Here is a 13,560-nt window from a genome sequence, read left to right on the forward strand (position 1 = left end):
GAAGCGGAAGATTTGCCAGAAAAGTACAATCTTTCCCCGGTTTCGTCCAATTCCAAGCATCCGGCAACCTCCCCTAACGTCAGGGCGATCACGAGCGCCAGTTCAATGGCGCCGGTCGACGCACCCTGGGAGGAGAAGATGATGACATTCCTGACGCGGCGCACCACCCTGCTGGCGGCCGCCACCTGCGCCGCTACGCTTGGCCTGACCGTCATCGCCGAGGCGCAAACCTCGATCAAGATCGGCTACGCGATTTCTCGCACCGGCCCCAACACCGGAGGCGCCGCTGTCACCACCATCCCCAACTACGAATTGTGGGTGAAGGAGGTGAATGCCGCCGGCGGCATCAAGCTCGGCGACAAGCGCGTGCCGATCGAGGTCGTGCAATATGACGACCGCTCCAATGCCGAAGAGGCGGTGCGCGCGCTCGAGCGGCTGATCAACCAGGACAAGGTCGATTTTATCCTGCCGCCATGGGGCACCGGCCTCAACCTCGCCGTTGGTCCGACGCTCAACCGCGAAGGCTATCCGCACCTCGCCGCCACAGCCGTGACCGACCGTGCGCCCGAACTCGCCAAGCGCTGGCCCAACAGTTTCTGGCTGCTCGGCACCAGCGCGGACGCCGCAAAATCACTGGTCGAATTGCTGAACAAATTGCGCGACGAAAAGAAGATCGGAGACACCGTGGCGATGGTCAGCATTGCCGACGGCTTCGGGATCGATCTGTCGTCGGCGGCGCGGCCGGCACTCACCAACGCGAAGTTCAAGCTCGCTTACGACAAGAGCTATCCGATCGGCACGCAGGATCTGGCGCCGATCGTCAACGAGATCAAGGCGCTCAACCCCGATGTCTTCATTGCCTTCAGCTATCCGCCGGATACGCTAGCGCTGACCGAGCAATCGCGGATCGCGGGCCTCAATCCAAAAGTGTTCTATACCGGCGTCGGCACCGCCTTCCCGCTCTACAAGCAAAAATTCGGCAAGAACACCGAAGGCGTGATGGGCATCGGCGGCTGGAGCGGCGACAGTGCGGCGATCAAGGACTATCTCGCCCGCCACAAGGCCGCCGCCGCCAACGGGGCGGAGCCGGATCGCTGGGCTAGCGCGGTCACCTACGCCAGCCTGCAGATGCTGCAGCAGGCGATCGAACGCGTCGGCAAGATCGACCGCGCCGCCGTGATCAAGGATCTGCAGACCGGCACGTTCGACACCGTGATCGGCAAGGTCAAGCTCGATAACAACATGCCGACGCGTTACTGGTGGGTTGGCCAGTGGCAGGACGGCGAGTTCTATGGCATTGCGCCGGCGAAGAACGAAGGCGCGCGCGCCGCGATTGTCCCGAAGCCGGCGTGGGTGGCGCCGTAACGTCAAGATAGAGACGCGGCCAGCACGCCAATGACCAACGCCATTCTGACCGGCCTGATGCTGGGCGGCATGTATGCGCTCATCGCCATGGGGCTCACGCTCCAGTACGGCGTTGCGCGCATCATGAACCTCTCTTACGGCGAGTTTCTGATCGCCGCCGCCTTTGCGTCGCACTGGCTGTTCACGGGCTGGGCGATCAGTCCGTTTGTCGGACTGGCGCTGGTCGTCCCTCTCGCTTTCGTGCTGAACTTTGCAATCTACAAACTGCTGCTGACGCCGTTGGTGCGACGCGCGCCCAACCGAGACGCGCTCGAGGTCGACAGCATTCTCGCAACCTTTGGCCTCACCTTCGTCATTCAGGGCTCCATGCTCGCGCTGTTCGGCGGCGCCTATTACAGCTATTCGTTCCTGGCCTTCCCGGTGCAGTTTCTCGGCGAGACGGTCGCTGCCAACCGCCTCGCCGCGCTCGGCATCACCATCCTGCTCGGTCTGGCGCTGTATGCCGCGCTGACGCGGACACGCGCCGGCACGGCGGTACGCGCCGTCGCCGTCGATCCTTTCGCCGCCCAGCTTGTCGCCATCAACGTGCCGCAGGCCTCGGCCCTGACATTTGCATTGGGTGGCGCGCTGGTCGCCGCCGCCGGCGTCCTGGTCAGCACCTTTCTCACCTTCAGCGCGTCATCCGGCGTCGTCTTCACGATGAAGGCCTTGATCGTCGTCGTGATGGGCGGCGTCGGCAACATGCTGGGCTGCCTGGTCGCAGGCCTGGCGCTTGGTCTCAGCGAGGCGCTCGTTGCCTCCTATGTCGATCCCGGGCTCACGCTTGCAGTCAATTTCGCGCTGTTTCTCGCCGTGCTGCTGGTGAAGCCGGCGGGCCTGTTTGGCAGGGCGACGCGATGAGCACGCGTATCGCCGGCTTCGGTGCCACGGCGCTCGCAGCCCTTGCGCTGCTGGCGCTTGTTCCGCGCCTCGGCAATGCCTACTACCTCGCGCTCGCCATCAGCCTTTTGCAATACACCGTGCTGGCGACGGCCTGGGGCATGTTCTCTGGGCCCACCCGCTACGTCTCATTGGCAACCACCGCCTTCTTCGGTGTCGGCGCCTATACCGTTGCCGTCCTCGGCGAGATCCTGCCATGGCCGCTCGTGCTGCTGACCGCAGCCGCGCTCGGCGCCATCGTGGCTGGCATCGTCGGGCTCTCGACGCTGCGCTTGAGCGGCGTGTATTTCGTCATCTTCACCTTTGGACTGACCGAACTGATCCGCCAGCTTGTAGTCTGGTTCGAGGTCAATAAGTCGCGCGTGCTCGGGCGCTATGTCTTCGTCAATATCACCCAGGCCGACATTTACTGGCAATTGCTGGCGCTGACCGCCGCGGTATTCCTGCTGGGCTGGCTGATCGCGCGCTCGCGCCTCGGCTTTGCGCTGCGGGTGATCGGCGAAGACGAGACCGTCGCCAAACATTGCGGGATCAACACCACCTTTGCCAAGGTCGCCCTGTTCACCATCAGCGCCACGGTCATGACGCTGGTCGGCGCAATCATGGCGCCGCGCTGGACCTATATCGAGCCGTCGATCGCCTTCAATTCGATGATCTCGTTTCAGGTGCTGATCATGGCGCTACTCGGCGGCGCGCACCGGCTGTGGGGGCCGGTGCTCGGCGCCGTGCCGCTGACGCTGCTGTTCGAACTGCTGAGTGCGCGCTTTCCGAACACGTTCACGATCATCCTCGGCTGCATCTTCCTGCTGATCGTCTACATGCTGCCGAGGGGCGTCGCGGGGTTGTTCGAGAAGCTGTCAACGACGGCGGGCGGCAAACCCACACAGCGGGTGGCCGCATGAGCCAGGACAGCGGAACACCCGTGCTGACGATCAGTGGGTTGCGGCGCGCATTCGGCGGGCTCGTCGCGGTCAACGATCTCGACTTTACGGTCGCTCAAGGCGAAATCATGGGCCTGCTCGGCCCCAATGGGTCGGGCAAGACGACGGCGCTCAATCTGATCTCGGGCGTGCTCCGCCCCGATGCAGGCACCATCCGCCTGATGGGCCAGAACATCGCGGGCCTTGCATCGTACCGGATCGCGCGGCTCGGCCTTGCCCGGACATTCCAGCTCGTCCGCGTGCTCGACGGCATGGATTGCCGCGAGAACATCAAGGCGGGGTTGGCGTTTCAGAGACCGCATCTGCCCGCCTCCGAGGCAGAACTGCGGATCGACAGGCTGCTTGATCGCGTCGGTCTTGCCGGGCACGACCGGCGGCCCGCGGCGGACCTCACCTATATCGACCGCAAGCGCCTGGAACTCGCACGCGCCCTCGCGGCAAAGCCGCGGCTATTGCTGCTCGACGAATGGCTCGCCGGCCTTAATCCATCCGAGCTTGCGATCGGCATCGACCTGATCCGGTCATTGCGGGCTGACGGCATCACCATCGTGCTGGTCGAGCATGTGATGAGCGCCGTTCGCGCGCTGTGCGACCGCTGCATCGTCATGAGCAGCGGACGCAAGATCGCCGAAGGCGCCACCGCGGACGTGCTGAGCGATGCAGCCGTCGTGAAGGCCTATCTTGGCGGGGTCGCCGTCGATGCTTGAGGTCAATCTCAGCCTCGCCTACGGCCTGCACCGCGCGCTCGACGGCGTCGCCCTCAGCGTCGGCCGCCGTGAGATCGTAACCATCCTGGGCGCCAATGGCGCCGGCAAGACCTCGCTCCTGAAAGCCATCGCAGGCGTCGTGCGTACGCTTCCCGGCAAGCAGGTGCGCCTCGGCGGCCGCGACATCTCCGCGCTTGCCGCCCATGACATCGTCGAAAGCGGGCTGGCGCTGGTGCCGGAAGGCCGCGGCATCTTTGGCGACCTCACGGTGAAGGAAAATCTTCTGCTCGGCGCCAACCCGAAGCGCGCCCGCGAGGGCGAAGCGGCGCGGCGCGAGCAGGTGCTTGCGTTGTTTCCGCGCCTGCGCGAACGCGCCGCCCAGATCGCGCGCACCATGAGCGGCGGCGAACAGCAGATGCTCGCCATCGGCCGCGCGCTGATGTCCAATCCGGATATCCTGCTGCTCGACGAGCCGTCGCTCGGGCTCTCGCCCGCCATGGTGCAGGAGTTGTTCGCCACCTTGCTGCGGGTGCGCGAGGCCGGTGTCGGGCTTCTGCTCGTCGAACAGAACGCGCAGGAGAGCCTGCGGATCGCCGATCGCGGCTATGTGCTCGAAAACGGCGTCATCGTCGGACACGGCACCGCCGACCAGTTGAAAGCCGATCCCGCCGTCCAGCGCGCCTATCTCGGCGGCGTACCGCCGGCCACCGCATCATCATCGTAACGCCACGCGTGAGGAGAGAAAGCCATGTATGAAATTTCGCTGCTGCTCGAGAGCAAGGATGTCCCGGCGTCGAACGGCGCGACCTTCGATCGCCTCAACCCTGTCACCGGCGATCTCGCAAGCCGCGCCGCGGCAGCCCAGATCGCGGATGCGAAGCGCGCGGCCGACACTGCGGCCGCCGCCTTCCCCGCATGGTCCGCTACCGGTCCGAACGCGAGACGCGCGATCCTGTTGAAGGCTGCCGATCTTCTGGCATCGAAGGCACCCCAGTTCATCGAGTTGATGGCGGCGGAGACCGGCGCCACCGCCGGCTGGGCCGGCTTCAATGTTCACTTGGCCGCCGGCATGCTGCGCGAAGCGGCGGCCATCACCACGCAGATTTCGGGCGAAGTCATCCCCTCGGACAAGCCGGGCTGTATCGCGATGGCGGTACGCCAGCCCGCCGGCGTGGTGCTGAGCATGGCGCCGTGGAACGCGCCGGTCATTCTCGGCGTACGCGCCATCGCGCTGCCGCTTGCCTGCGGCAACACCGTGGTGCTGAAGGCCTCCGAAATCTGCCCGGGCACCCACCGGCTGATCGCCGAGTGCCTGCGCGACGCCGGCCTACCGCCGGGCGTGCTTAACGTCATCACCAACGCGCCGGAAGATGCCCCTGCCTTGATCGAGACGCTCATCGGCCATCCCGCCATACGCCGCGTCAATTTCACCGGCTCGACGCGCGTCGGCCGCATCATCGCGCAGGTGGCGGCCAAGTATCTCAAGCCGGCCCTGCTCGAACTCGGCGGCAAGGCGCCGATGATCGTGCTCGACGATGCCGACATCGACGCCGCTGTTGCCGCCGCAGCGTTCGGCGCCTTCATGAACCAGGGCCAGATTTGCATGTCGACCGAACGCCTCGTCGTCGACGAGAAGATTGCCGATGCCTTCGTAACCAAGCTCGCGGCGAAAGCCGGATCGCTCGTTGCCGGCGATCCGCGCAAGGGTAACGCGCCGCTGGGATCGCTGATCGGCACCGATGCAGCGACCCGCATCCAGGCCTTGATCAACGACGCCGTCAGCAAAGGCGCCAAGGTGGTCGCAGGCGGGCGCAGCGAGGGCACGCTGATGTCGGCAACCGTGGTCGACGGCGTCAACTCGTCGATGCGGATCTACGGCGAGGAGTCGTTCGGTCCGGTGGTCTGCGGCGTGCGTGTCAACGGCGTGGACGAAGCCGTTCGCGTCGCCAACGACACTGAATACGGGCTATCGGCAGCGGTATTCGGACGCGACATCGCGCGCGCGTTCGAGGTTGCCAAGCGCATCGATTCCGGCATCTGCCACGTCAACGGGCCCACCGTTCACGACGAGGCGCAGATGCCGTTCGGCGGCGTCAAGGCGTCGGGCTATGGCCGCTTCGGCGGCAAGGCCGGCATCGCCGAATTCACCGAATTGCGCTGGATCACGATCGAGACCGGGCCGCAGCATTATCCGATCTAGTTCTGCTGCGTCACACCCGTTCAAACCCTCATCCTGAGGAGCCCGCAGAGCGGGCGTCTCGAAGGATGTAGGCCACAGACGGGGCCTTATGGTTCGAGACGCGCTTCGCGTCCTCACCATGAGGAGCTTATGACGCAGTGGGGCTAGTGGAATGCGGGGCGTCAGCTCTTGTTCTTGACGCGGAAGATCACCGGCAGCGTGAACGTCAGGCCTTCGTCGGCGATGATAGGCGGCGGCATCGGCACCGGATCGGAGCGGCGCACCATCGCCAGCGCCGCCTCATCGAAGGCCGGATCGCCTGACCCCTTCTCGATATCGGTCGAGAGCACGCGGCCCATGCGGTCGAGCGTGAAGCGAATCTGGATCTCGGCGGATTTTTGCTGCCGTTCCTTCGGGTAGCGCTTGTGCTTGTCGAGATGCGCGACCAGCTCCTTTTGCCAGGTCGCGCGCACCCGTCGTGCGCTCTCGCCGGTGCCGATCACCGGTGCGATGGAACGCTGCCCTTCCGGAATGGCCTCTGAACTCGGCGTCGCGGTCGCCTCGGAGGCAACCGACTCGGGCGACGCCTGCGTCTGCACCGCCGCGATCTTCGGGTCGTCCTCTTTCGGCTTCTTGGATTCGGTCTCCGTCACCACCCGATCGGCCTCTTCGGGCTCGGTCGGCTTGTCCTGCGGCAGATCGGTTTCCTTCGCCTCCGCATTCTGGTCAGGGAGCGGCGGCGAGTGTGCGGAAGCATCGGTGTCCGGACCCGGCGGCAGATCGGTCACCTCGCGATGAACGGAGGCCATTTCGAGCCCGATCTCGATTGCCGACGCGCCGAGCGCGTCATCGGCTTCTTCGGTCTGCAAATGCGCGATCGCCAGCGCCGCGCCGCCAATGTGGAGCGCGAGCGCAATCACCGCGGCGGAAATCCAGAGCCGCCGCGAAGGTTTTTGCTCGTCGAGGCCGGTCAAGGCTTTGCCGGCGCCGCTTGCGACGCCGCTGCTTCGGGAACGCCTTCGAGCGCAACCAGCTTGAGCTTGGAATAGCCGCCGGCGCGCAGGATTTCGAGCACGTTCATCAACTCGCCATAGGGTACGGCGCGGTCGGCACGCAGGAAGATGTGGCGCTCCTTGCTGGCGTCCGGCATCGCATCGAGCGAGCGCACCAGATCGACGCGCTTGACCATGTCCTCCCCGATCGCCACCGAGAGATCGGGCTTGATGCTCACATAAGTCGGCTTGTCCGGCTTCTTCTGCGGGGTTGCGGTCGACGTGGGCAAATCGATCGGCAGGTCGACGGTCGACAGAGGCGCCGCGACCATGAAGATGATCAGGAGGACGAGAATGACGTCGATGAACGGCGTGACGTTGATCTCGTGCGATTCCGCGAAATCGCTGTCGTCATCGAGGTCGTGTTCTGCGATTGACGCGCCCATCGCCTACTCCGCCGCCGCCGCACGCGAATGCGAGCTACCGTGCGAGCTGATGTGCGTGCGGTCAAGATCGCGCGACAGCAGCCGTCCCGCGGCGCCCGATGCACGGCTGACCAGCTCCATGTAGCCCTTGGTCACCCGCGAAAAGTGATTGTAGATGATGACGGCGGGTATCGCAGCGACCAGACCGATGGCGGTGGCGAGCAGCGCCTCGGCGATGCCGGGCGCCACCACGGCGAGGTTCGTGGTCTGCGATTTCGAAATGCCGATAAAACTGTTCATGATGCCCCAGACGGTGCCGAACAGGCCGACGAAGGGTGACGTCGCGCCGATGGTCGCCAACAGCCCCATGCCGAGCCGGATCCGCCGCGCCTCGGCGCGCACGATTTCCGAAAAGCTCGACGCGGCGCGTTCCTTGATGCCGGCGTCGCTCGAGATACCCGCCGACAGCCGCGCCTCGCGCATCGCTGCCGCAAGGAAGGACGACAATACGCTGCCCTTGGCGCCCAGCGCGAATTGCGCTTCCGCCAGCGACCTCGCGTCGGCGATCTTGGCAAGCGCCCTGCGCAGCTTGCGCTGGACGACGGTCAGCTCGAACATCTTGGCGATGAAGACGGTCCAGGTGACGAGCGAGGCAAAGGCGAGACCGATCATCACGGCCTTCACCACAACATCGGCATCCTTGTACATGGACCACGGCGACAATTCGCGCGGTGCAACCGATGTTGCCTTCAACGGGGTGCCCTCTCGCGCGGCGGTCGCGTCTGAACTTGTGGTTGGTGCAACCGGCGCTGCGGCTGCCGTCGGCTGAGCCGGCTGGGTTGCCTGGACCGGCGCCGCTGGGGCTTGCGAAACCGCGGGCGCCTGTTGAACCGGGGACGCAGACGGCGCTGCGGGTGCGACATTCTGCTGGGCCCAGGATGGCGCCGCCAGCCACAGCATCGCCAGCGCCGAGATCACAGCAAATGTCGTCGCGCGAGAAAGAGACATATTCATACTTAGGCCCAGTAGCGGATAAGGTTACGATAGATAACGGTCAATTTGACCGTTTCAGGGTCGTCTCGCCCAAGCCGCTCCACCTGGGCCGGGATCGAAATATCGAGATCGAAGATCAGGCTACGGGCGTTGGCATCCCGTACCACGCTCTGGAGCCAGAAAAAAGCGCCACCCGCATACCTCGTGTGACCGGCGTGACCAGATGCAAACGAGGCGCAGGATAACGCACGAACTCTCCGGCCGCGAGCTTGATTTCGTGGGAACCGCGGGGGTTCTTCGCCATCAGCTCACCGCCATCTTCCTCCGGTCCGACAGGACATGCCGCTAACGAAATTCAGTTCGCGGCAGCCGACGTGCGGCGGACAATCCTGCGCCGTAGGTACCCAGCGAAAATTCTGCGGTCAACGCGGTTGGGGCAAGACGTCGCTTGAATCCATCCAGATCAAAACGATTCTAATTTGCGGTCCGTTCGACAGCCATGAATGAGATTGCGAGCCACGCGGTCGTCATACCGATCCTCACGCGTGCGCTGCCGCAACCTTTCCAATTGTTTAGGATTCTCAAGCGCTCGTGCATGTACGCCCCGAGGGCGCCGAGAGAATATCTGTCTCCGCAGGGAACCGTTCTGGGTGCCATTGCCTGTCTTCCGAAACAAGTAGGTCGGCATGTCGAGATCACGCACCATCCGTTGGGTCTTGTTGGTCGCAGCGATTGCCGGGCTCGGCTATTTGGGCTGGCAGCGATTCCACGGCGAGGAACACCTGGCGCAAGCTGACGCCGGGAAGCGCGCGCCGGCCCGCACGGCCGTCCCCGTCAAGACTGCCCCGGTCGAGAAGGCCGATTTTCCGGTCTATCTGACCGGGCTTGGCACCGTGCAAGGTTTCAACACCGTCGTCGTCCGCACCCGCGTCGACGGCCAGATCAACAGGATCGCCTTTCAGGAGGGCCAGTTCGTCAAGGAGGGCGATACCCTGGCCGAGATCGATCCGCGGCCGTTCCAGGCCGCGCTCGATCAGGCCAAGGCCAAGAAGGCGCAGGACGCCGCCAATCTCGCCAATGCCAGTCTCGACCTGCAGCGCTCTACCAGGCTCGGGGAATTCGCGACCCGGCAGCAGACCGATACGCAGCGCTCGACCGTCGCGCAGTTAACGGCGCAGGTTGAGGCCGACACGGCAGCGATCTCCAACGCCCAAACCCAGCTTGATTACGCCACCGTCAAGGCACCGATTTCCGGTATCGCCGGGCTGCGCCAGGTCGATGTCGGCAATATCGTCAACGCCGCAACCCAGACCGGCATCGTCACCATTGCCCAGATCGAGCCGATCGCGGTGATCTTTACCGCACCGGAAGACCAGTTGCCGGATATCAGAGCCGCGCTGGCCGCCGGTTCTCCCAAAGTGATCGCCCTCTCCACAGACGGCAAGCGGGAGCTGTCCACCGGCACGCTTTCGCTGATCAACAACCAGGTCGACACGTCGAGCGGGACGATCAGGCTCAAGGCGGTATTCGACAACAAGGACCACGCGCTGTGGCCTGGCCAGTCGGTTTCGACGCGCCTGCTCGTTACGACGCTGAAAAATGCCACCGTGATTCCGGATGACGCCGTTCAGCACGGCGCCGATGGTCTCTACGCCTACGCGGTCAACCAGGACAACAAGGCCGAGCTCCGCAAGATCAAGGTGACGCGCTCGATCGACGGCCGCTCGGTGGTTGATGAGGGACTTTCGCTCGGCGAGCAGGTGATCACGGCAGGTCAATTCAAGGTTCAGCCCGGATCGCTCGTGACCATAACGGTCGCCAGTTCCGATCCGGCCCAAGCCAAGGTTGCCCAGGAATGAGCGGCGGAATCTCCGCGCCCTTCATTCGCTACCCGATCGGCACCTCGCTGATGATGGCGGGGATCATGTTCATCGGCCTCGTCGCCTACCCGCTGTTGCCCGTCGCCCCCCTGCCGCAAGTCGATTTCCCGACCATCCAGGTCACCGCCAACCTGCCGGGCGGCAGCCCGGAAACCATGGCCTCGTCGGTGGCGCAGCCGCTCGAGCGCCAGTTCGCGCAGATTCCGGGCGTCGCGCAGATGACGTCTACGAGCTATCTCGGTACGACCGCAGTCAACATCCAGTTCGATCTCAACCGCTCGATCGACGCGGCCGCCAACGACGTCCAGGCCGCGATCAATGCGGCCAGCGGCCAGTTGCCGAAAAACCTCCCCTCGCCCCCGATCTATCGCAAGGTGAACCCGGCGGATTCGCCGATCCTGATCATGGCGGCGACTTCGGACACACTGCCGCTCACGACCGTCAGCGACTCCGTGGACGCTCAGCTTGCGCAGCAGATCAGCCAGATCTCAGGCGTCGCCCAGGTCATCATCGGCGGCCAGCAGAAGCCGGCGATCCGCATTCAGATCGACCCGGCGAAACTCGTCGCCAAGAGCCTGTCACTGGAGGATGTGCGCAGCCAGATCGCGATCACGACCGTTGACAGCCCCAAAGGCAATATCGACGGCGAGCGGCGTGCTTACACCATTTACGCCAATGATCAGCTCACGAATTCCAAGGACTGGAACGACGTCATTATCGCCTATCGCAATGGCGGTCCGTTGCGGATCCGCGATATCGGCCAGGCCGTCACCGGCCCGGAAGACGCCAAGCAGGCGGCCTGGGCCAACGGCAAGCGCGGCGTGTTCCTGGTGATATTCAAGCAGCCCGGCGCCAACGTCATCGAGACCGTCGACCAGATCAAGGCGACGCTGCCCCGGCTGCTCGCTGCGCTCCCTCCGGCTATCAAGGTCGAGGTGATGAGTGATCGCACCACGACGATCCGCGCCGCGGTCGAGGACGTCCAATTCACCATGCTGCTCACGATCGCGCTGGTCGTGATGGTGATCTTCATCTTCCTGCGCAATTTCTGGGCGACGGTAATCCCGGCGGTGACGGTGCCGTTGGCGCTGCTTGGCGCCTGCGCGCTGATGTGGCTGTGCGACTATTCGCTCGACAATCTCTCGCTGATGGCGCTCACCATTGCCGTCGGCTTCGTGGTCGACGACGCCATCGTGATGTTGGAAAATATCACGCGCTATATCGAGAAAGGCGAGAAGCCGATGGCCGCCGCCTTCAAGGGTGCCAGAGAAATCGGCTTCACCATCGTGTCGATCAGCATCTCGCTGATCGCCGTGCTGATTCCGCTGTTGCTGATGGGCGGTATCATCGGTCGGCTGTTCCGCGAATTCGCGGTGGTGCTCGCGATGACCATTTTCGTATCGATGGTCGTATCTCTGACGCTGACGCCGATGATGGCCTCGCGCTTCCTACGCGGGCATGGCGAGGTCAGACACGGCCGGATCTATCAATGGAGCGAGCGCGGCTTCGATGCGATGCTGCGCGCCTACGAGCGCGGTCTCGACCTCGCGCTGCGCTGGAAATTGACGACGCTGTTGATCTTCTTCGCCACGCTCGGTCTGTCGGTCTATCTGTTCGTGATCATCCCGAAGGGCTTCTTCCCGCAGCAGGACAATGGCCTGATCACCGCCACTTCGGAAGCGAGCCAGGACATCTCATTCGCCGAGATGAAGCGGCGTCAGGAGGAACTTGGAAAGATCGTGCAGGCCGATCCCGATGTGGCCTCGGTTGCGATGGTGATCGGCGGCAGCGGCCGGGCCGGCAATAACGGCAATCTCTACATCACACTGAAACCGCGCGACGAGCGCAAGGCATCCGCGCAGCAGATCATCGCGCGCCTGCGTCCGCAGCTCGAGAAGGTCGACGGCGCCCGCCTCTACATGCAGGCGGCTCAGGACGTGCGGCTCGGCGGCCGACCGACGCGAACCCAGTTCGAATTCACGCTGCAGGACGCCAATTTGGCCGAGCTGAACGAATGGGCGCCAAAAATCCTGGCCAAGATGCAGACGCTGCCGCAGCTTCGCGATGTTGCGACCGACCAGCAGACCAACGGCACCACGCTTGAGCTGAAAATCAATCGCGACACCGCCGCGCGCTACGGCATCCAGCCGCAACTGATCGACGACACGCTGTATGACGCGTTCGGCCAGCGCCAGGTGACGCAGTATTTTACGCAGCTCAACACCTACAAGGTTGTGCTCGAAGTGCTGCCGGAATTGCAGGGCAGCCTCGACACCCTGAACAAGATCTACCTGAAATCGCCAATCACCGGCGACCAGGTGCCGCTTTCGACCTTTGCCACCTGGACCAGCGTGCCGGTGCGGCCGCTGTCGATCAGCCATCAGGGCCAATTCCCGGCAACCACGATCAGCTTCAATCTCGCGCAGGGCGTGGCACTGGGCCAGGCGACCAACGCGATTCAACAAGCGATGGTCGAACTCGGCGCGCCGACGACGCTCAATTCGAGCTTCCAGGGCACGGCGCAGGCATTCCAGCAATCGCTCGGCACGGTGCCGCTGTTGATCCTCGCAGCGCTCGTGGTGGTGTACCTGATCCTCGGCATTCTCTACGAAAGCTACATCCACCCGCTCACGATTCTATCCACGCTGCCGTCCGCGGGCGTCGGTGCGCTCGCCATCCTGATGCTCTTCGGATTCGATTTCAGCCTGATCGCCCTGATCGGCATCGTGCTTCTGATCGGCATCGTGAAGAAGAACGGCATCATGATGGTCGACTTCGCGATCACGGCCGAACGCGACGAGCAGCTCGAGCCCGAAGCCGCGATCCGCAAGGCGGCGCTATTGCGATTCCGCCCCATTATGATGACGACCATGGCGGCGATGCTCGGCGGCGTGCCGCTGATGCTCGGTACCGGCACGGGATCGGAAATTCGTCAGCCGCTCGGCTATGCCATGGTCGGCGGCCTGCTTGTCAGCCAGGCGCTGACGCTGTTCACGACGCCGGTGGTCTATCTCTATCTCGACCGGCTTTCGAACGCGTTTGCGCGTTGGAGCCGTTCGACCGGTTCGCACCATGATGAGCATCCGGACGCACACGGCCCGGTCAAGCAAGCGGCCGAATGACTTGACTTTGCTCGGCA

The 13,560-nt window shown here is 64.1% G+C and carries 11 protein-coding genes and 1 pseudogene; 8 read left to right on the top strand and 4 right to left on the bottom strand.

The features are described 5' to 3' along the window. Positions 1-141 precede the first annotated feature (141 nt). Genes YUO_RS0107190 through YUO_RS0107215 form a run of 6 tightly spaced genes read left to right on the top strand, consistent with a single transcriptional unit; the run spans position 142 to position 6,152 of the window. Complete coding sequence (locus YUO_RS0107190) at positions 142-1,365, top strand: amino acid ABC transporter substrate-binding protein (protein ID WP_028346657.1); 1,224 nt, start codon at positions 142-144, stop codon at positions 1,363-1,365. Positions 1,366-1,395: 30 nt separating this feature from the next. Beyond that, positions 1,396-2,265 (top strand): branched-chain amino acid ABC transporter permease, encoded by an 870-nt coding sequence (locus YUO_RS0107195; protein ID WP_235782635.1) that lies wholly within the window; start codon positions 1,396-1,398, stop codon positions 2,263-2,265. Continuing rightward, positions 2,262-3,206, top strand: a complete 945-nt coding sequence (locus tag YUO_RS0107200) for a branched-chain amino acid ABC transporter permease (RefSeq protein ID WP_028346659.1) — start codon at positions 2,262-2,264, stop codon at positions 3,204-3,206. Before YUO_RS0107195 ends, YUO_RS0107200 begins: the two co-directional genes overlap by 4 nt. After that, positions 3,203-3,952 carry an ABC transporter ATP-binding protein gene (locus YUO_RS0107205; protein ID WP_028346660.1) on the top strand — a complete coding sequence of 250 codons (750 nt, stop codon included), beginning with the start codon at positions 3,203-3,205 and terminating at the stop codon, positions 3,950-3,952. The genes YUO_RS0107200 and YUO_RS0107205 overlap by 4 nt, the downstream gene beginning before the upstream one ends. Further along, complete coding sequence (locus YUO_RS0107210) at positions 3,945-4,676, top strand: ABC transporter ATP-binding protein (protein ID WP_028346661.1); 732 nt, start codon at positions 3,945-3,947, stop codon at positions 4,674-4,676. Before YUO_RS0107205 ends, YUO_RS0107210 begins: the two co-directional genes overlap by 8 nt. Positions 4,677-4,700: 24 nt before the next feature. Then, on the top strand, positions 4,701-6,152 hold the full coding sequence (locus YUO_RS0107215) for an aldehyde dehydrogenase (RefSeq protein ID WP_028346662.1): 1,452 nt from the start codon (positions 4,701-4,703) through the stop codon (positions 6,150-6,152). 161 nt (positions 6,153-6,313) lie between these two features. Here the strand turns inward: YUO_RS0107215 and YUO_RS0107220 are convergent, their stop codons facing one another. The 4 genes and pseudogenes from YUO_RS0107220 to YUO_RS47090 all read right to left on the bottom strand — a co-directional run. Further along, the gene (locus tag YUO_RS0107220; protein ID WP_028346663.1) at positions 6,314-7,105 is read right to left on the bottom strand and encodes a TonB family protein; all 792 of its coding nucleotides are present in this window, start codon (positions 7,103-7,105) and stop codon (positions 6,314-6,316) included. Next, entirely contained in the window at positions 7,102-7,569 is a 468-nt protein-coding gene (gene exbD / locus YUO_RS0107225) for a TonB system transport protein ExbD (RefSeq protein ID WP_028346664.1), read from the bottom strand. Before exbD ends, YUO_RS0107220 begins: the two co-directional genes overlap by 4 nt. A 3-nt stretch (positions 7,570-7,572) precedes the next feature. Further along, entirely contained in the window at positions 7,573-8,556 is a 984-nt protein-coding gene (gene exbB / locus YUO_RS0107230; protein ID WP_051379294.1) for a tonB-system energizer ExbB, read from the bottom strand. 8 nt (positions 8,557-8,564) lie between these two features. After that, positions 8,565-8,866, bottom strand: a pseudogene (locus YUO_RS47090) (2OG-Fe(II) oxygenase family protein); the annotation flags it as partial. 361 nt (positions 8,867-9,227) lie between these two features. On the opposite strand from YUO_RS47090, the gene YUO_RS0107240 reads away from it, so the two are divergent. Next, positions 9,228-10,400 carry an efflux RND transporter periplasmic adaptor subunit gene (locus YUO_RS0107240; protein ID WP_028346666.1) on the top strand — a complete coding sequence of 391 codons (1,173 nt, stop codon included), beginning with the start codon at positions 9,228-9,230 and terminating at the stop codon, positions 10,398-10,400. Further along, positions 10,397-13,543, top strand: coding sequence for a multidrug efflux RND transporter permease subunit (locus tag YUO_RS0107245; protein WP_028346667.1), 3,147 nt, complete (start codon positions 10,397-10,399; stop codon positions 13,541-13,543). Before YUO_RS0107240 ends, YUO_RS0107245 begins: the two co-directional genes overlap by 4 nt. The last annotated feature ends 17 nt before the right edge of the window (positions 13,544-13,560 follow it).

Origin of the sequence: Bradyrhizobium murdochi (assembly GCF_000472965.1) — a bacterium.
GTDB lineage: Bacteria > Pseudomonadota > Alphaproteobacteria > Rhizobiales > Xanthobacteraceae > Bradyrhizobium > Bradyrhizobium murdochi.

Bases quoted from the DNA above. Each gene is read 5' to 3' on its own strand.
- YUO_RS0107190 (WP_028346657.1), top strand. From the start codon at position 142: ATGACATTCCTGACGCGGCGCACCACCCTGCTGGCGGCCGCCACCTGC.
- YUO_RS0107200 (WP_028346659.1), top strand. From the start codon at position 2,262: ATGAGCACGCGTATCGCCGGCTTCGGTGCCACGGCGCTCGCAGCCCTT.
- YUO_RS0107240 (WP_028346666.1), top strand. From the start codon at position 9,228: ATGTCGAGATCACGCACCATCCGTTGGGTCTTGTTGGTCGCAGCGATT.
- YUO_RS0107215 (WP_028346662.1), top strand. From the start codon at position 4,701: ATGTATGAAATTTCGCTGCTGCTCGAGAGCAAGGATGTCCCGGCGTCG.
- exbB (WP_051379294.1), bottom strand. From the start codon at position 8,556: ATGTCTCTTTCTCGCGCGACGACATTTGCTGTGATCTCGGCGCTGGCG.
- YUO_RS0107195 (WP_235782635.1), top strand. From the start codon at position 1,396: ATGACCAACGCCATTCTGACCGGCCTGATGCTGGGCGGCATGTATGCG.
- YUO_RS0107245 (WP_028346667.1), top strand. From the start codon at position 10,397: ATGAGCGGCGGAATCTCCGCGCCCTTCATTCGCTACCCGATCGGCACC.
- exbD (WP_028346664.1), bottom strand. From the start codon at position 7,569: ATGGGCGCGTCAATCGCAGAACACGACCTCGATGACGACAGCGATTTC.
- YUO_RS0107205 (WP_028346660.1), top strand. From the start codon at position 3,203: ATGAGCCAGGACAGCGGAACACCCGTGCTGACGATCAGTGGGTTGCGG.
- YUO_RS0107210 (WP_028346661.1), top strand. From the start codon at position 3,945: ATGCTTGAGGTCAATCTCAGCCTCGCCTACGGCCTGCACCGCGCGCTC.